The organism is Isoptericola sp. NPDC057191 (assembly GCF_042670225.1).
Classification (GTDB): domain Bacteria; phylum Actinomycetota; class Actinomycetes; order Actinomycetales; family Cellulomonadaceae; genus Isoptericola.
Genome location: NZ_JBHUWC010000079.1, coordinates 1 through 17,181 on the forward strand (window position 1 = coordinate 1; position 17,181 = coordinate 17,181).

Genomic DNA, 17,181 nt, shown 5'->3' on the forward strand with positions numbered 1-17,181 from the left:
CGTTCTGACGCGTCAGAACGTGCGCAACCACCTGTTCGGCGACGGGCCGGTTCACGACGCGAGCCCGAGGTCCCGGGCGATCACCATGAGCTGCACCTCGGTGGTGCCCTCGCCCACCTCGAGCACCTTGGAGTCCCGGTAGTGCCGCGCGACCGGGTTCTCGTTGAGGAAGCCGTAACCGCCGAAGATCTGCGTGGCGTCGCGGGCGTTGGCCATCGCCGCCTCGCCGCCGACCAGCTTCGCCACCGACGCCTCCGCCTTGAACGGCTTGCCGTGCACCTGCTTGAGCGCGGCGTCGAGCCAGCACAGCCGCGCCGAGTGCACGCGCGCCTGCATGCGCGCCAGCGTGAACGCGATGTGCTGGTTGCTGCCGATGGCGTGCCCGAAGACGGACCGCTCGCGCGCGTAGCGCAGCGCCTCCTCCAGGCAGCCCTGCGCGGCGCCGGTGGCCAGCGCGGCGAAGGCGATCCGGCCCTCGTCGAGCGCGCGCAGGAAGTTGGCGTACCCGCGGCCGCGGTCGCCGAGCAGGTTCGCGGCCGGGACGCGCACGCCGTCGAGCGTCAGCGGGTGGGTGTCCGAGGTATGCCAGCCCACCTTGTCGTAGCTGGGCCCGACGACCAGGCCCGGGGTGCCCGCCGGGACCAGGAACGACGACAGCTCCGGGTGCTCCCTGCCGTCCTCCGCCGTCCGCCTCCCGGTGACCGCGGTGACGGTGATGACGCTGGTGATCGGCGTGCCCGAGTTGGTGATGAACTGCTTGGAGCCGTCGATCACCCACTCGCCCGCGCCGTCCGGGCCGGCGCCCTCCTCCAGCCGCGCCGTGGTGCGCGTGGCGCCGGCGTCGGACCCGGCGCCCGCCTCCGTGAGCCCGAAGGCGGCGAGCGCCCGGCCGGAGACCAGGTCCGGCAGCCAGCGCTGCTTCTGCGCCTCGGTGCCGTGCCGGAAGATCGGCATCATCCCCAGCCCGACCCCCGCCTCGAGCGTCACCGCGATCGACTGGTCCACCCGGGCGAGAGCCTCGACGGCGAGGCACAGCGACACGTAGTCCTTGCCCTGCCCGCCGACGTCCACCGGGAACGGCAGCCCGAACAGCCCGAGCTCGCCCATCTGGGCGATGATCTCCACCGGCAGGCGCCGCTCCGTGTCGTACGTGTAGGCGGCCGGCGCCACCACCTCGTCCGCGAACTCGCGCACGACGGCGCTGAGCTTCCGCTGCTCGTCGGTGAGCACGGTGGACTGGGTCTCGCTGATCATGACGCTCCTCGGGTGTCGGAGTGTGCTGCCGCGACGGCGGGGTCTGCCGGCACGGGAGCGGGGTCTGCGGGTGGTTCGACAGGTTCGACGGGTTCGACAGGTTCGACAGGTTCGACGACGGCGACGACCTGGTCCAGGCGCACCTGGTCGCCCGCGCGCACGTCGACGCGGACGACGCCGGGGACGGGCGCGAGCAGCGGGTGCTCCATCTTCATCGCCTCGACCACGACGACCGGCTGGCCCGCCGCGACCACGTCGCCGTCCGCGACGGGGACGGCGGACACGGTGCCGGGCATCGCGACGCGCACGGGGGTGCGCGTACCGCCGGGCCCTGCGCCGTCGTGCCCGGCCCCGTCGTCCGCCACGGCCCGGTCGGCGCGCCGCCGTGCGGCCCGTGCGGCCCGGTCGGGCACCGCGTACGACGACGTGCGCCCGTCGACGTGCACCCACACCCGCGGTGCTGTGGGTACGGAATCGGCGGGAATTCCGGCCGGAATTCTGACCGTTTCCGTACCCACAACGGTCCGGGTGCGGCCGTCGACGGTGAGCAGGTGGCGGCCGTCGCCGGCGGGGCGCAGCGACGCGCGGACGGGCTCGCCGTCGGCGACCTGCACGACGGCGGCGGTCGGCGTTCCGGTGACCGCGACGGCGTGCTCCTCGCCCGTCGCGTCGACGAGCACCACCCGGCGTGGCGCCGCCGGCGCGTTGAGCCGCCAGCCGTCGACGTCGGCCCACGGCCCGGAGGGCGCGTCGTCGCGCACGACGACGAGCAGCGCCGCCGCGACGAGCGCCGCCTCGTCGTCGGACGACGGCTGCGGCCCCTGCGCGACGAACCGGTCGATGAGCCCTGTGTCGAGGCGGCCGGCACGGACGTCGTCATGGGCGAGGAGGTCGCGCAGGAAGCCGGCGTTGGTCTCCACGCCCAGCACGACGACGTCGCCGAGGAGGCCGTCCAGCCGGGCGAGCGCCTCGGCCCGCGTGGGCGCCCAGGCGACCGCCTTCGCCAGCATCGGGTCGTAGTCGCCCGTCACCTCGGCGCCGGCGCGCAGCCCGCTGTCGAGGCGCCGCGGCGCGGCCCCCGGTCCCGCGGCGACGCCGGCGTCGTCGTAGCGCAGCACACGCCCCGCCGCGGGCAGGAACCCGCGCGCCGGCGACTCGGCGTACAGGCGGGCCTCGACGGCGTGCCCGCGCAGCGTGACGTCGTCCTGCGTCAGCCCGAGCGGCTCCCCCGCCGCGACGCGCAGCTGCAGCTCGACGAGGTCGAGCCCGGTCACCAGCTCCGTGACCGGGTGCTCCACCTGGAGGCGGGTGTTCATCTCGATGAACCAGAACGCGCCGGGGTCGTCGCCGGGCACGAGGAACTCCACCGTCCCGGCGCCGACGTACCCGACCGACCGCGCCACGGCGCACGCGGCCTCGCCCAGGCGGGCCCGCGTCGCGTCGTCGACGACGGGCGACGGCGCCTCCTCGACGACCTTCTGGTGGCGGCGCTGCAGCGTGCACTCTCGCTCGCCCAGGTGCACGACCGCGCCGTGGGTGTCGGCGAGCACCTGCACCTCGATGTGTCGCGGCCGCTCCACGAGGCGCTCCAGCAGCAGCCCGTCGTCACCGAACGACGACGCCGCCACGCGCCGCGCCGAGGCGAGCGCGCCCGGCAGGTCGTCCGCCGCGCGCACCACCTCCATGCCCTTGCCGCCGCCGCCCGCCACGGGCTTGACCAGCAGCGGGAACCCGACGTCGCCGGCCGCCGCGACGAGCGCCGCGTCGTCGAGCCCGTCCTCGACGGTGCCGGGCAGCACCGGCACGCCGTGCGCGGCGACGAGCCGCTTCGCGGCCGCCTTGTCCGCCATCGTCTCCAGCGCGGTGACGGACGGGCCGACGAAGACGATCCCGGCCCGCTCGCACGCCCGCGCCAGGGCGGGGTTCTCGGACAGGAAACCGTACCCGGGGTGGATCGCGTCGGCGCCGGTCGCGACGGCGGCGGCGACCACGGCCTCCACGTCCAGGTAGCTCTGCGCCGCCGGGGCGGGGCCGATGCGCACGGCGACGTCCGCCTCGTGCACGTGCCGGGCGTCCGCGTCCGCGTCGGAGTACACGGCGACGGACCGGACGCCGAGCCGGCGCAGCGTGCCCAGCACGCGGCACGCGATCTCGCCCCGGTTGGCGACGAGGACGGTGGTGAGCTCTCGGGTACCCGGGACCGTGGCGACGGTAGCCATGCCGCTCATGCCGCTCACATCCGGAAGAGCCCGAAGCGGGGCTCGGGGTCGGTGGCGGACGACGGCGAACCGGGCAGCGGCGTGCGGGCGCACACCGCCAGGGCCAGGCCGAGCACGCGCCGGGTGTCGGGCGGGTCCACGATGCCGTCGTCCCACAGGCGCGACGTCGCGTGGTACGGGTCGCCCGCCGTCTCGTATCCGTCGCGGATCTCCGCGCGGAACGCCTCCTCCTCGCCCGCGTCCCACTGCTCGCCACGCCGCGCGAGCTGGTCGCGCTTCACCGTGGCGAGCACCGACGACGCCTGGGCGCCGCCCATCACGGAGATCCGCGACCCGGGCCACGACCACAGGAAGCGCGGCGAGTACGCCCGCCCGCACATCGCGTAGTTCCCCGCGCCGAACGAGCCGCCCACGATGACGGTCAGCTTCGGCACCCGCGTGGTCGCGACGGCGGTGACCATCTTCGCGCCGTCCTTCGCGATCCCGCCCGCCTCCGCGTCACGGCCGACCATGAACCCGGAGATGTTCTGCAGGAACAGCAGCGGGATGCCGCGCTGGTCGCACAGCTCGACGAAGTGCGCACCCTTGAGCGCCGACTCGCGGAACAGCACGCCCGCGTTGGCCAGCACCCCGACCGGATGACCGTGGACCCGCGCGAAGCCGGTGACGAGCGTGGTGCCGTACTCCGGCTTGAACTCGTGCAGCTCGCTGCCGTCGACGATCCTCGCGATGACCTCGCGCGGGTCGTACTGCTGCTGCACGTCGACCGGCACGGCGGCGTACAGGCCCTCCGGGTCGACGACGGGTTCCCGGGAGGGCGCGACGTCCCACGCGGGTTCCGGGTCGGGCGGCAGCGTGGCGACGATGTCGCGCACGAGGTCGAGGGCGTGCTCGTCGTCGTCGGCGAGGTGGTCGACGACGCCGGACCGCCGCGCGTGCAGCTCCCCGCCGCCGAGCTCCTCGGCGGTGACGTCCTCGCCGATGGCCGCCTTCACCAGCGGCGGACCGCCGAGGAAGATCGTGCCCTGACCGCGCACGATGACGGTCTCGTCGCTCATCGCGGGCACGTACGCGCCGCCGGCCGTGCAGGATCCGAGCACCGCCGAGATCTGCGGCACGCGGGCCGCCGACAGCTTCGCCTGGTGGTAGAAGATCCGCCCGAAGTGGTCGCGGTCCGGGAACACCTCGTCCTGCCGCGGCAGGAACGCGCCGCCCGAGTCCACGAGATAGACGCAGGGCAGCCGGTTCTCCAGCGCGATCTCCTGCGCGCGCAGGTGCTTCTTCACGGTGAGCGGGTGGTAGGTGCCGCCCTTGACGGTCGCGTCGTTGCACACCACCATCACCTGCCGCCCGCTCACCAGCCCCACGCCGGCGATGACGCCCGCGCCCGGCCATGCGCCGACCTCGTCCGGGCCGGCGTCCACCCCGTACGCGGCGAGCGGCGCGACCTCGAGGAACGGGCTCCCCTCGTCGAGCAGCCGGGCCACGCGGTCGCGGGGCAGCAGCTTGCCGCGCGACGTGTGCTGGTCGCGCGCCCGCTCGGTCCCGCCGAGCGCGGCCACGGCCGTGCGCTCGCGCAGGCGGTCCGCGAGCGCCCGCTGGGCCGCGTCGTTGGTGCGGGCGGCTTCGGCACGAGGGTCGACGGCGGAGCTGAGGACGGTCATGCGCGCTCCCCTCCTTCGGCACCCGGCAGGAGCAGCGCGAGCCCCGGGTCGGCGAGCACGGCGCCCAGCTCGGCGAGGAAGCGCGCGCCCTGCTCGCCGTCCACCACGCGGTGGTCGAACGTCAGGCTGAGCGTCGTCACCTGCCGCAGCGCGATCTCGCCGTCGTGCTCCCAGGGGCGGCGTGCGACCTGGCCCAGGCCGAGGATCGCCGGCTCCCCCGGGTTGAGGATCGGCGTGCCGGAGTCGACGCCGAAGACGCCGATGTTGGTGATCGTCAGGGTGCCGTGCACGAGCCGCTCGGGCGTGGTGCGGCCGGCGCGCGCCGTCGCCGTGAGGTCGGTCAGCGCGGTGGCGAGGGCCGGGAGCGACAGGGTGTCGGCGGCCGGGACGTGCGGCACCACGAGCCCGCGGTCGGTGGCCACGGCGATGCCCAGGTTCACGTGCGCGGGGCGCACGATCTCGGCCTCGCCGCCGGGCAGGTCCACCCAGCGGCTCGTGAGCGACGGGTGCGCGGGCAGCAGCGCGCACACGGCGCGCGCCACCAGCGCGAGCACCGTGATCCGCTGCCGGCCCGCCATCGGATGCGTCTTGAGCCGGGCGAGCAGCTCCATGCTGGCGGTCACGTCCACCGTGAGGAACACCGACGCCTGCGGGGCTGCGGCGCTCGCGACCATCGCCGCGGCGGTGTGCTTGCGCACGCCGCGCACCGGGGTGCGCGTCTCGCCGGTCGTCGGGCGCGGCGCGGGCGCGGGCGCCGACGTGGACGCTGAGCCGGACGCTGAGCCGGACGTCGAGCCGGTCGCCGCCTCGACGTCGTCCCGCGTGATGCGCCCGTGCGGGCCGCTGCCGACGACGGTCGTGAGGTCGATGCCGCGCTGGCGCGCGAGCGCCCGCACCACCGGCGTCGACCGGGGCCGTTCCCCCCGGTCCGGCGCGGCAGAGCCAGCGGGGGCGGCAGCGGGAGCGGCAGCGCGGTCGGTCGGCACGTCGCGGCGTCGTCGTCGCGCTGGGCGTCCCGTGCGTTCGGGCCGCGCGCCGTACCCGACGAGGTTCGGCTCCGGCGCGTCCCCCGAGCTGTCAGACCCAGGTGCCGCCATACCGTCACGTGGTGCTGACACCTCTGGGGCGCGGGAGTTGTCAGAACCAGGTACCGGCTGAGCGTCACGTGGTTCTGACAGCTCGGGGGCGGGGGCGCCGTCGGCCAGGTCGAAGGTGATGAGCGGCTCGCCGACCTCGACGGTCTCGCCCTCCTCGGCGTGCAGCGCCCGCACGACGCCGGCGCACGGGGACGGCAGCTCCACCAGCGCCTTGGCGGTCTCCACCTCGGCGATCACCTGGTTGAGCTCGACGGCGTCACCCACGGCGACGCGCCACTCGACCACCTCGGACTCGGTCAGCCCCTCGCCCAGGTCGGGCAGCCGGAACTCGCGGGTCGCCATCACGCTCCCACCTCCACGCCTGCGGTCGGGCCGGCCGCAGGGACGCGCCCCAGCACCCGGTCCACGCCGACGAGCACGCGGTCGAGGTCGGGCACCTGGTTGCCCTCGAGCTTTGCCGGCGGGTAGGGGATGTCGTAGCCGGTGACACGCACGGGCGGCGCCTCGAGGTAGTCGAAGCAGCGCTCGGTGACGGCGGTCGCGATCTCGGCGCCGACGCCGGCCTGCCGCGGCCCTTCGTGCAGCACGACGAGCCGACCGGTGCGCCGCACGGAGGCGGCGATCGTGTCGTGGTCGATCGGGGAGAGCGAGCGCAGGTCGATCACCTCGACGGAGACACCTTCGTCGGACGCGGCGACGGCGGCGTCCAGGGCGGTCGCGACGTGCGAGCCGAACGTCACCAGCGTCACGTCGTCGCCGTGGGCCACGACGCGCGCGGCGCCCATCGGTGCGGCGTCGTCGAGCGGCAGGTCCGCGTCGACCTCGCCCTTGACGTGGTAGCGCCGCTTCGGTTCGAAGAACACCACCGGGTCGTCGCACGCGATCGCCTGCCGCAGCACCGTCGCGGCGTCCTGCGGGTTCGACACGGAGACGACGCGCAACCCGGCGGTGTGCACGAAGTACGCCTCGGGCGACTCGGAGTGGTGCTCGGCGGCGCCGATGCCGCCGGCCACGGGGATGCGGATGGTCACGGGCAGCTTCACCGCTCCGTTCGTGCGCGCGTGCATCTTGGCCAGCTGGCTGACGATCTGGTCGAACGCCACGTAGACGAAGCCGTCGAACTGGATCTCCACGACCGGGCGGTACCCGCGGTACGCGAGGCCGACGGCGGTGCCGAGGATGCCGGACTCGGCCAGGGGCGTGTCCACCACGCGGCGCGGCCCGAACTCGGCCTGCAGCCCGTCGGTGACGCGGTACACGCCGCCCAGGCGGCCGATGTCCTCGCCGAGGACCAGCACGGACGGGTCGTCCGTCATCGCCCGGCGCAGCCCGGCGCCCAGCGCCTTGGCGAGGGTGAGCGTCTGGGTGGTCATCGGTCGGCCCCCTGTCCGTTGCTGGTGCCCGTCACGTGCGTCCCGTTCTCCGTCGGGTCGGCGAACCCGGCCAGGTAGGCCGCGTGCTCGGCACGCTCGGCGGCGACCGTGGGGTGGGGCTCGGCGTACACGTGGTCGAAGACGCTGAGCGGGAGCGGGTCCTCGATGGCGGCGACGCCGGTCCGCAGCTCGGCGGCGACCGCGTCGGCCGCTGCCCGCACCCGCGCTTCGTCGTCGTCGGTGAGCAGGCCGTCGGCGCGCAGGTAGGCGGCGAGCCGCGCGATCGGGTCGCGCTCGGCCCAGGCGTCCAGCTCGGACGGGTCGCGGTAGCGCGTGGGGTCGTCCGCCGTGGTGTGCGGGCCCATGCGGTAGGTCACCGCCTCCACGAAGGTGGGGCCGCCGCCGGTGCGCGCACGGTGCAGCGCCTCCCGGGTGACGGCCAGGACGGCGAGCACGTCGTTGCCGTCCACCCGGACCCCGGGGACGCCGAAGCCCGACGCGCGCTGCACGAGCGGCACCGCCGACTGGAGCGTGACGGGCTCGGAGATCGCCCACTGGTTGTTCTGGCAGAACAGCACGAGCGGCACCTGCCAGGTGGCCGCGAAGACGAACGCCTCGTTGACGTCGCCCTGGCTCATCGCGCCGTCCCCGACGTAGGCGACGACGGCGGCGGTGCCGTCCGCGTCCGGCACGACGACGCCGCGCTCGACGTCGGCCTGGATCCCCAGCGCGTAGCCCACGCCGTGCAGGGCCTGCGCGCCGATGATGACCTGCGGCGTCGCCATGTTCACGGCGTACGGGTCCCAGCCGGACGCCGTGACCCCGCGCCACACGCGCAGCAGGTCCACCGGGGAGACCCCGCGCTTGCGGGCCACGGCATGCTCGCGATAGCTGGAGAACACGAAGTCGTCGCTGCGCAGCGCCGCCGCCGACCCCACCTGGGCGGCTTCCTGGCCCTGCAGCGGTGGCCACAGCGCCAGCTCGCCCTGCCGCTGCAGCGCGGTCGCCTCGGCGTCGATGCGCCGGGCCACGACCATCTCCTCGTACAGCGCCAGGAGCGTCGCGCGGGACTCGTCCGTGCCCGCGTCGACGTCTGTCAGCCAGCGGTCGAGCGCCGGGTCGGGGTGCCGCACGCCCTTCTCGTCCAGCAGCCGGACCGTGCCGTTCGCACCGTCGTCCGTCCTCGCTGCTGTCGTGCTGTCCGTGCTGGCCGTGCTGGCCGTGCTGTCCGTCGTTCCGTCCGTCGTTCCGTCCGTCGTTCCGGACGCCGTCTCCGTCCGCGCTCCACCCGCTCGTGACAGGTCGTCGCGGGACGTCGAACCCATGGTGCTGGGCATCGTCGCCTCACCTCGTGTGTCGCCGGTTGCTCCTCGTCGAGCGCCGGATACCGCGAACGTAACGCCGCTCACAGGGTGCGACCAGCACCTCGCCGCACGCTGTGCAGAGTGCTCAGCCGACCGCCGTTAGGGTGGACGTTGTGCGCAGCTACGACGCCGTGGACCTGAGCCTTCTGACGGCCCTCGCCGAGGACCCGAGGGCCACGATCGCCGCGCTCGCAGAACGCCTGCGCCTCTCGCGGAACACGGTGCACGCGCGGCTCGCGCGCCTGGAGGAGTCGGGCGCGTTCCTGAGCTTCGACCGCCGGGTGAACCCCCAGTTCCTCGGCCACCCCCTCACCGCGTTCCTCGAGGTCGAGGTGCGCCAGAAGGAGCTGGGCCGCATCGTCGACGCGCTCGCGCGCATCCCCGAGGTCGTGCAGGCCTTCGGGCGCAGCGGCACCGCCGACCTGCGCGTGCAGGTGGTGTGCCGCGACACCGACCACCTCTTCCGCATCGACGCCGCGATCCTCGCCGTGGACGGCGTCGAGCGCACCGAGACGTCGCTGTCCATGGGCGAGCTCATCCCCTACCGGATCCAGCCCCTCGTCGACGAGGCCCGCAAGGCGCTCTGACCGCGCACCCGGGGCGCCGACGGCGGTGTCGCGGGTCGTCCCCGGCGTGTCACCCTGCGCGTCGTCCCGCGCGTCGTCCCGCGTGTCGCCCCGCGCGCCGTCGGCCCTAGGACATCCTCGTTCTGCGTCCCCTCGGCAGAGCGGGAACCCTGCCCGTCCGGGAACACGCGGTACGCGTCGGACGGAGATTCCGGTCCAGCGGGAGGCACGCGCGCTCGGGAGGCGGGGCTCGGGGTACGGCGACAGAGCACGAAACAACAACGCCTGCGGAGCGACGACACGCCCGCGGGCGCGCGTCGGGCCACGCGACCCGACCACGCGACCCGACACCGCACGCCCGCGAAGTCGCACCAGCCGGACGACGGGCAAGGTCCTCAGCAGGGCCCACCCAGAGGGGCCCACGCAGAGGGCGCCCCGTGCGATCAGGGTGCGGGGAGCTCCGCGCGGGTGCGCACCCCGTCGGCCCAGCGCACGAGGACCTCCCGCCCGCCGTCCGCGACCTCGACCTCGACCTCGACGTCGACCTCGACCAGCGGAGGTGTGCCCTCCTGCGCACCGGAACCGTGCAGCCCGACGACGACGGCGCACCACTCGCCGACGGGGACGGGCGTCACGGTCACCCACGGGGTCGCGGTGCGCGGGCCGAGCGGTGTGCCGTCGTCCGTGGTCGCCACGCCGGTCCGCACGTCCACCTCGCCGTCGCCCGCCGGGGAGCCGGAGCGTGGGACGGGCCGCAGGGTCGACGTCGTCGTCCCCGCCCGGACGGCGTGCTGGCCCGCGCGGCTCGTCGCCTCGCCGGTGACGGGCCAGCCCCCGACCCGCAGCGCGACGGCGCCCGGCGACACCTCCTCCACGCGTGCCAGCCGCACCTCCCACGCGCCCCGCACGACGCTCACGGTCGTGACGGTCCCTGCCGCCCGCGCACGCCCGGCCCGCCCGGAGCCGGCGGTGAACGCGACGGGGTCCTCGTCGAGCCAGTGCGCGTGCGCGCGCGACGCCAGCACCGCGGTGCCCGTGCCCTCTCCCTCCGTGTCCGCCTCCGTGTCCGCCGCCGTGTCGCCCGTCGTGTCCGCCGCCGAGTCGAGGCGCACCTCGAGCGTGCGGAAGCCCGTGCGGTGCGTCGCCCGGCCCTCGGCGTCGAGGAGGACGACGGACTGGTCCAACGGGTCGGACCACCCCGCGTCGTCCAGGAGCGGCGACGTCGCCGTCGAGTAGCCCAGACGCGCGTACAACGGCGAGTCGCCCGTCTCGTCGCCCTCGAAGGCATGGTCCGTGCCGTGGTTGTAGACGCGCACCACGCCGTCGTCCTGCGTGCCCGCCACCGCCCACCCGGGGGCGCCGGCCACCAGGAGTGTGTCCCCGCACTCCACCGGCAACGGCTCCTCGGCCGCCGCCCACACCGGGTGGTCGGCCGGCAGCGACAGCCCGAGCAGCCCCTTGCTGGCCCAGTACGGAGACCCGGTACCGGAGTACGACTGCGCCATCGCACGCCACTCGTGGTGCCAGCCGAGCGTGAGCAGCCCGCGCTCGTCGGGGGCGCCGTGCTGCGCGAAGTGCCCCACCACGCCCGACGCGGCCCGGCGCAGCAGTCCCGGCGAGGTGCTCGGCACCTCCACGAGCGCACCCACCCAGAACGGCGCGGCCGCCGCGAACCGGTAGACCAGGCTGCGACCCTGCAGCAGCGGCGAGCCGTCCGCCCCGACGAGGTGCACGGCGTCGGCCAGGAACCGGTCGAGGCGCCGGACGTATGCGTCCGTGCGCGGCGCCGCGAGGTCCTGCGCCCCCGCCATGCGCGACCACAGCACCGGGTACAGGTGCATCGCCCACCCGACGTAGTGGTCGTAGGCCCGCCGCGGCCCGTCCGAGTACCAGCCGTCGGCACGGCAGAAGTCCTCGTGGCGGGCGAGGTCGCGCTCCATGTCCTCGAGCGACCACGGCCCGCCCACCGACCGGAGGAACTGCTCGACGACGACCCGGAACCAGAGCCAGTTGTTGTCCGGGTAGTCCTCGTCCCCCACGACGGTGGCGAGATAGTCGACCACCCGTTCCTGCACCCCCGGGTCGAGCCGGTCCCACAACCACGGACGCGTGAGGTCGAGCACGAGCGCGATCGACGCCGCCTCCACCTTCGCCTGCCCGTGCTCGTCCGGACGCAGCCAGCGCTCGGGCGACGAGGGGTCCGTCCCCGCCGCCAGCCCCTCCGCGTACCAGCCGGCGAGGTCGAGCGGGTCGTCGCCGCGCTCGCCGGCCAGCCGGAAGCCGGCCGCGAGGAACGTGCGCGCGAACCCCTCCAGGGCGTCCACGTCCGTGCCGAGCCCGCCCGGTGCACCGGGCAGCACGACCCGCGCGTGCCCCGCCGACGCGTACGGGCGCACCGCCAGCAGCATCCCGTCCGCCAGCTCCGCCCAGCGCTCGCGCGTCCACCCGGTGATCGGGGCAAGGTCGTGCCCCGTCCTGCCCTCGACCGTCGCCTGTGCACCTCGGCCCGTCGCGCCCACCGTGTCCCCTTCCTCGCGGATGTCTGCCCGAGTCAACCCGGCGCCCTCGTCCGCGACAAGGAGTCCGTGCAGATCCGTGCAGACCCGAACATCGCGGCCTCGTAGGCTCGCGCCATGACCGACGCACGCGGCCCGGGCCTCGCGGCCCACCGGCACGAGCTGATCCGCAACGAGGCCCGCCTGCGCGGCTTCGTCAGGGTCGCGGAGCTCGCGCGGCGCCTCGGGGTCTCGGAGGTCACCGTCCGGCGCGACATCACGGCCCTGGTCGACGCCGGCGACCTCGCCCGCGTGCACGGCGGCGCCACGCTCCCCGCCCCAGGTGCGGGCGGCGGTCCGCGGCGTCCGCTCGCGACCCTCGGAATGGTCCTGCCCGCGTCGCGCTACTACTACCGGGGCGTCGTGGCGGGCGCGGAGGAGGCCGCGGCCCGGGTCGGCATGCGCCTCGTCCTCGCCGTCTCCCGGTACGACGTCGCCGAGGAGGCACGGCTCGTCGAGCGGATGCTGCGGGCGGGGGTCGACGCGCTCCTCGTCGCGACGGCGCGGCCCCCGCACGACGAGCCCCCGCGCTGGTTCGCCTCCGCCGGGGTCCCCGTGGTGCTGGTCGAGCGCCGCGCGGACGGACCCGACGCCGAGTACGTCCGCACCGACCACGCCGCCGGCGCCAGGCTCGCCGTCGAGCACCTGGCAGACCTGGGCCACGAGCGCGTCGGGCTCGCGGTGCGTCCGACGACGCCCACGTCGTCCTGGCTGGTCGACGGGTTTCGCGAGGCCACCCGGACGCGCGGGACCGCCGTCGCCGGCTTCCCCCCGGTCGGGCTCGCGATCGAGGCCGACGGCATCGCCGAGCGCGACCGCCGGCTCGCCGACCTCCTGCGCCGCTGTGCCGAGACGGGCACGCAAGCCCTGCTCGTCCACGCCGACGAGGACGCCGTCTCGCTGCTCGACCTCGCGACCGACCACGGCGTGCGCGTCCCCGAGGACCTCTCGATCGTCGCCTACGACGACGAGATGGCCGCCCTCGCGCCCGTGCCGCTGACGGCCGTCGCGCCGCCGAAGCACGACGTCGGCCGGGCCGCGGTCGACCTCGCGGTCCGCCGGCTGTCGCTCGGGCCGGCGGCCGCGACGCAGCAGGTCACGCTGCTGCCCCGGCTCGTGGTCCGCGCCTCCACTGCAGCGCCGTGACCGACTCTGATCGGTATGACCGGTCAGGATTGACCCCGGTCGTGCGGCGCCCCGCACAATGACGAGCGTCAGCCCGCTCCGGAGGAGACGCATGCAGCCCGGCACCCCGACCGCCACCACGTCAGCCAGCTCAGCCACGTCAGCCACGTCCGCCCCGCCGGAGCTCCCCACCGTGACCCTGGCGATGCAGCCCGGGCTGCGGGAGCGGCTGTTCGCCGCCGAGGACCTCGACCGGCTGGCCACCGTCGCCCGCGTCGAGCCCGACGTCCTGCACGACCTGACCTCCCCCGCAGCCCGCGACGTGCTCGCCCGCACGGACGTGCTCCTCACCGGCTGGGGGTGCCCGCCCGTCACGCGGGACGTCCTGGCGCACGCCCCCCGGCTGCGCGCCGTCGTGCACGGTGCCGGGACGGTCCGGCACCACCTGCCCGCGGAGTTCTGGGACGCGGGCATCCCTGTCAGCACGGCCGCGGACGCCAACGCGATCCCCGTGGCGGAGTACACCGTCGCGACGATCCTGCTCGCCAACAAGCGGATCTGGCCCGTGGCGGCGCGCTACCGCGCCGAGCGGCGCGCCGCGGACTGGAACGCCGTCGTCCCCGACGCCGGCAACTACCGGCGCACGGTCGGCGTGGTCGGCGCCTCCAAGATCGGTCGGCGCGTGCTCGCGCTGCTCGCCCCGTTCGACCTCGACCTGGTGCTGAGCGACCCGTACGCCGACGAGGCCACGGCGGCATCCCTCGGCGCGCGGCTCGTCGACCTGGAGACCCTGGTCGCGACCAGCGACGTCGTGTCCCTGCACGCCCCCGACCTGCCCGAGACGCACCACCTGATCGACGCCCGACGGCTGGCGACGATGCGCCCCGGCGCCACGCTGGTGAACACCGCGCGCGGCGCCCTCGTCGACACCGCGGCGCTCACCGAGGCGGTCGTCGCGGGCCGCCTGCACGCCGTCCTCGACGTGACAACCCCCGAGGTCCTGCCCGCCGACTCCCCGCTGTACGACCACCCGAACGTGCTGCTCACGCCGCACGTCGCCGGGTCGGTCGGCCTGGAGCTGCACCGCCTGGGCGCCTTCGCCGTGGACGAGGTGGCGCGCTGGACGCGCGGGGAGCCGTTCGCCGCACCCGTCGACGGTGCCCTGCTGCACCGCACCGCCTGAGCCTGAGGACGTCAGGCGGTCCAGCGGACGACGACGTCCGCGGCGGCGCGCGTGCCGGCGACCAGCGCCGCGTTGGCCTGGTCGGAGCCGCGGGCCCACCGGCGCGCGTCGTCGCGGGTCTTGCCGAACGCGTGGTGCCGCTCCTCCAGCCATCCGAGGCGGACGTCGTCCCCGACCTCGAGGAACCAGACCTCGGCCATGCGGGCGCGCGCCTCGGGCCACGCGCCCGTGGGCGCGAGCAGGTAGTTGCCCTCCGTCACGACCAGCGGCACGTCGGCGGGGACGGCCACGCCCGCCGCGACGGGCTCCTCGATCTCCCGGCGGAAGACGGGCGCGTACACGGGCGGGTCGCCAGGCCGCGACGAGGCGAGCCGGGCGACCAGCGCGGCGTACCCGGCGTCGTCGAACGTGTCGATCGCGCCCTTGCGGTCACCGCGGCCGACGTCGGCCAGGACGGCGTTCGACAGGTGGTAGCCGTCCATCCCGACCTCGACGGCCAGGCTCGGCCCGAGCTCCTCGACGAGCGCCCGCGCGAGGGTCGACTTGCCGGCACCAGGCGCGCCGACGAGCCCGAGGATCCGCCGCTGCCCCGGCACCGCCAGCCGCCGGGCGCGCGCGACCAGCTCCGCGGTCGTCGCCGACCAGGCCTCGGACTCCCCGGGCTCCCCGGCCGTCATCGGGCCTCCCCCGGCGACGCGGGCAGGTGCGCGAGCCACGACCGCGGCCCGACGTGCCGCACCCGCGTGCTCGCGACGCGCACCGCGAAGGCGCAGGCGTCGGGCAGGTCCAGCCCGCGCGCGAGCGCCACGGTCAGCGCGCCGTGGAACGCGTCGCCCGCGCCGAGCGTGTCCGCCACCGGCACGGCGGGCACCGGCACCTCGCCCCGGGAAGGGGCGGCCGAGCCGCCGGGCACGCACCACGTGACCGGGCCGCCGCCGCGCGTGACCACCGCGGCGCGGGCCCCGAGCAGCAGGGCACCGTGCGCGGCGTCGTCGGCCGCAGGAACGACGGCGCCGGGGACGGCGAAGTCGGAGCTCAGCGCGGCGACGTCCGCCGCGGGCAGCAGCTCGGCGAACAGCGGCCGCCACCGGCCGCCGTCGACCACCACGAGCGGCCGGGGCCGCAGCCCTTCGACGTGCGCGAGCACCGCCCGGGCGAGCGCGGGGTGGTGCCCGTCGAACAGCACGACGTCGGGGCGGGGGAGCCCGGCGAGGGCGTCAGGGGCCGGCGCGGGCGCGGTGGCGAGGGCGGCGTCGGCGGAGACCACGGAGCGGTCCCCGGTCGCCTCGTCCACGAGGACGGAGGAGACGGGGAGGGGGAACTCCTCGTCGGGGCCCGCGACGTCGTGCACCCGCACCTCGCGGGCGTCGAGGTCCGCGCGCGCCGCCTGGGCGACAGGTCCGGCGCCCAGCGCGCTGACCAGCACGGCGTGCGCACCGAGCGCCGCGGCCGTGACCGCCGCGTTGGCCGCCGGCCCGCCCGCCGCGACGTCCTGCCTCGTCGCCGTGACCTTCTCGTTCGCGCCCGGCCGGCAGGCCGCCCGGTGCACGACGTCGAGCGTCGTGAGCCCGACGAACCAGCAGACCGCCATCACCGACCGGTGCCGTCGACGGCGTGCGGCTCGATCGCGGCGATCTCGTCGTCCGTCAGCGCCGGCGCGCGCAGGGCCGCGACGTTGTCCTCGAGCTGCGCGACGGAGGACGCACCGATCAGCGCCGACGTCACGCGGTCGTCGCGCAGCACCCACGACAGGGCGAGCTGCGCGAGCGTCTGCCCGCGACCCTCCGCGATCGCGTTCAGCGCCCGCGCCCGCCCCAGGTACGTCTCGGTGAGGTTCGACGACGACAGGAACGGCGAGTCGCTGCGCGCGGCGCGCGAGCCCTCCGGCGCCGACCCGCCCAGGTACCGCCCGGTGAGCAGGCCCTGCGACAGGGGCGAGAAGACGATCGTGCCGACGCCGAGGTCCTCGACCACGTCCAGCAGGGACTCGCTCTGCCGGCCGTCGTACGCGTCCTCGCGGTCCGCGATCTCGACGTGCCGGTTGAACATCGAGTAGCTGGGCTGGTGGATGAGCAGCGGCACGCCGAGGTCGGCGAGCACCTGCGCGGCCTCCCGGGTGCGCGACGGCGAGTAGTTCGACACGCCGACGTAGGTCGCCTTGCCCTGCTGCACGGCCGACGCGAGCGCACCCATCGTCTCCGTGAGCGGCGTCGACGGGTCGGGCCGGTGGTGGTAGAAGACGTCGACGTGGTCCAGGCCCATCCGGGTCAGCGACTGGTCGAGCGAGGAGAGCAGGTACTTGCGCGAGCCGTGGTCGCCGTAGGGGCCGGGCCACATGTCGTAGCCCGCCTTGGTGGAGATGACGAGCTCGTCGCGGTACGGCGCCAGGTCCTTGGCCAGGTGGCGGCCGAAGTTCTCCTCCGCCGAGCCGTACGGAGGGCCGTAGTTGTTGGCGAGGTCGAAGTGCGTGATCCCCAGGTCGAACGCGCGGCGCAGGATGGCGCGCTGGGTGTCGAACGGGTTCACGTCGCCGAAGTTGTGCCACAGACCCAGCGACAGGGCCGGGAGGTCCAGGCCGGAGCGGCCGGTGCGGCGGTAGGTCATCGACTCGTAGCGGGCGTCGTCGGCCAGGTACCGAGGTGCGAGAGGCATGGCCCCATCCTCCCCCACGCCACCCCCTGCGCTGTGGGTACGAAAGCGGTCAGAATTCGCGGGCGGATTCTGACCGCGTTGGTACCCACCACACGTCCGGGGGCCGCGGGGGGGGCCGGGGCGTTCGCG

At 75.4% G+C, this 17,181-nt stretch carries 13 protein-coding genes; 3 read left to right on the forward strand and 10 right to left on the reverse strand.

What is annotated here, in order from left to right; all coding sequences use genetic code 11:
* Positions 1–51: 51 nt before the first annotated feature.
* From ACFT55_RS11570 to pdhA, 6 genes are read right to left on the reverse strand one after another with little or no spacing between them, the layout of a single operon-like run.
* Positions 52–1,254, reverse strand: coding sequence for an acyl-CoA dehydrogenase family protein (locus tag ACFT55_RS11570; protein ID WP_380243979.1), 1,203 nt, complete (start codon positions 1,252–1,254; stop codon positions 52–54).
* Complete coding sequence (locus tag ACFT55_RS11575; protein ID WP_380243980.1) at positions 1,251–3,482, reverse strand: biotin carboxylase N-terminal domain-containing protein; 2,232 nt, start codon at positions 3,480–3,482, stop codon at positions 1,251–1,253. Before ACFT55_RS11575 ends, ACFT55_RS11570 begins: the two co-directional genes overlap by 4 nt.
* Positions 3,483–3,487: 5 nt before the next feature.
* Entirely contained in the window at positions 3,488–5,137 is a 1,650-nt protein-coding gene (locus ACFT55_RS11580) for a carboxyl transferase domain-containing protein (RefSeq protein WP_380243981.1), read from the reverse strand.
* The gene (locus ACFT55_RS11585; protein ID WP_380243991.1) at positions 5,134–6,576 is read right to left on the reverse strand and encodes a dihydrolipoamide acetyltransferase family protein; all 1,443 of its coding nucleotides are present in this window, start codon (positions 6,574–6,576) and stop codon (positions 5,134–5,136) included. Before ACFT55_RS11585 ends, ACFT55_RS11580 begins: the two co-directional genes overlap by 4 nt.
* Positions 6,576–7,607, reverse strand: a complete 1,032-nt coding sequence (locus ACFT55_RS11590; protein ID WP_380243982.1) for an alpha-ketoacid dehydrogenase subunit beta — start codon at positions 7,605–7,607, stop codon at positions 6,576–6,578. Before ACFT55_RS11590 ends, ACFT55_RS11585 begins: the two co-directional genes overlap by 1 nt.
* Complete coding sequence (gene pdhA, locus ACFT55_RS11595; RefSeq protein ID WP_380243983.1) at positions 7,604–8,944, reverse strand: pyruvate dehydrogenase (acetyl-transferring) E1 component subunit alpha; 1,341 nt, start codon at positions 8,942–8,944, stop codon at positions 7,604–7,606. Before pdhA ends, ACFT55_RS11590 begins: the two co-directional genes overlap by 4 nt.
* A 140-nt stretch (positions 8,945–9,084) precedes the next feature.
* On the opposite strand from pdhA, the gene ACFT55_RS11600 reads away from it, so the two are divergent.
* Positions 9,085–9,558, forward strand: coding sequence for an Lrp/AsnC family transcriptional regulator (locus tag ACFT55_RS11600; protein WP_380243984.1), 474 nt, complete (start codon positions 9,085–9,087; stop codon positions 9,556–9,558).
* 422 nt (positions 9,559–9,980) lie between these two features.
* Here the strand turns inward: ACFT55_RS11600 and ACFT55_RS11605 are convergent, their stop codons facing one another.
* Positions 9,981–12,056: a DUF2264 domain-containing protein gene (locus ACFT55_RS11605; protein WP_380243985.1), complete on the reverse strand. Its 2,076-nt coding sequence runs from the start codon at positions 12,054–12,056 to the stop codon at positions 9,981–9,983.
* Positions 12,057–12,170: 114 nt separating this feature from the next.
* Here ACFT55_RS11605 and ACFT55_RS11610 point away from each other — a divergent pair, with 114 nt between their 5' ends.
* Positions 12,171–13,238 carry a substrate-binding domain-containing protein gene (locus ACFT55_RS11610; protein ID WP_380243986.1) on the forward strand — a complete coding sequence of 356 codons (1,068 nt, stop codon included), beginning with the start codon at positions 12,171–12,173 and terminating at the stop codon, positions 13,236–13,238.
* Between the two features lie 91 nt (positions 13,239–13,329).
* Positions 13,330–14,400: a hydroxyacid dehydrogenase gene (locus tag ACFT55_RS11615; RefSeq protein WP_380243987.1), complete on the forward strand. Its 1,071-nt coding sequence runs from the start codon at positions 13,330–13,332 to the stop codon at positions 14,398–14,400.
* A gap of 11 nt (positions 14,401–14,411) precedes the next feature.
* On the opposite strand, the gene ACFT55_RS11620 is transcribed toward ACFT55_RS11615, so the two are convergent.
* From ACFT55_RS11620 to mgrA, 3 genes are read right to left on the reverse strand one after another with little or no spacing between them, the layout of a single operon-like run.
* On the reverse strand, positions 14,412–15,077 hold the full coding sequence (locus ACFT55_RS11620; RefSeq protein WP_380243988.1) for a nucleoside/nucleotide kinase family protein: 666 nt from the start codon (positions 15,075–15,077) through the stop codon (positions 14,412–14,414).
* Positions 15,074–15,991 carry a PfkB family carbohydrate kinase gene (locus ACFT55_RS11625; protein WP_380243989.1) on the reverse strand — a complete coding sequence of 306 codons (918 nt, stop codon included), beginning with the start codon at positions 15,989–15,991 and terminating at the stop codon, positions 15,074–15,076. Before ACFT55_RS11625 ends, ACFT55_RS11620 begins: the two co-directional genes overlap by 4 nt.
* Positions 15,991–17,052 carry an L-glyceraldehyde 3-phosphate reductase gene (mgrA, locus tag ACFT55_RS11630; RefSeq protein WP_380243990.1) on the reverse strand — a complete coding sequence of 354 codons (1,062 nt, stop codon included), beginning with the start codon at positions 17,050–17,052 and terminating at the stop codon, positions 15,991–15,993. Before mgrA ends, ACFT55_RS11625 begins: the two co-directional genes overlap by 1 nt.
* Between the last annotated feature and the right edge of the window lie 129 nt (positions 17,053–17,181).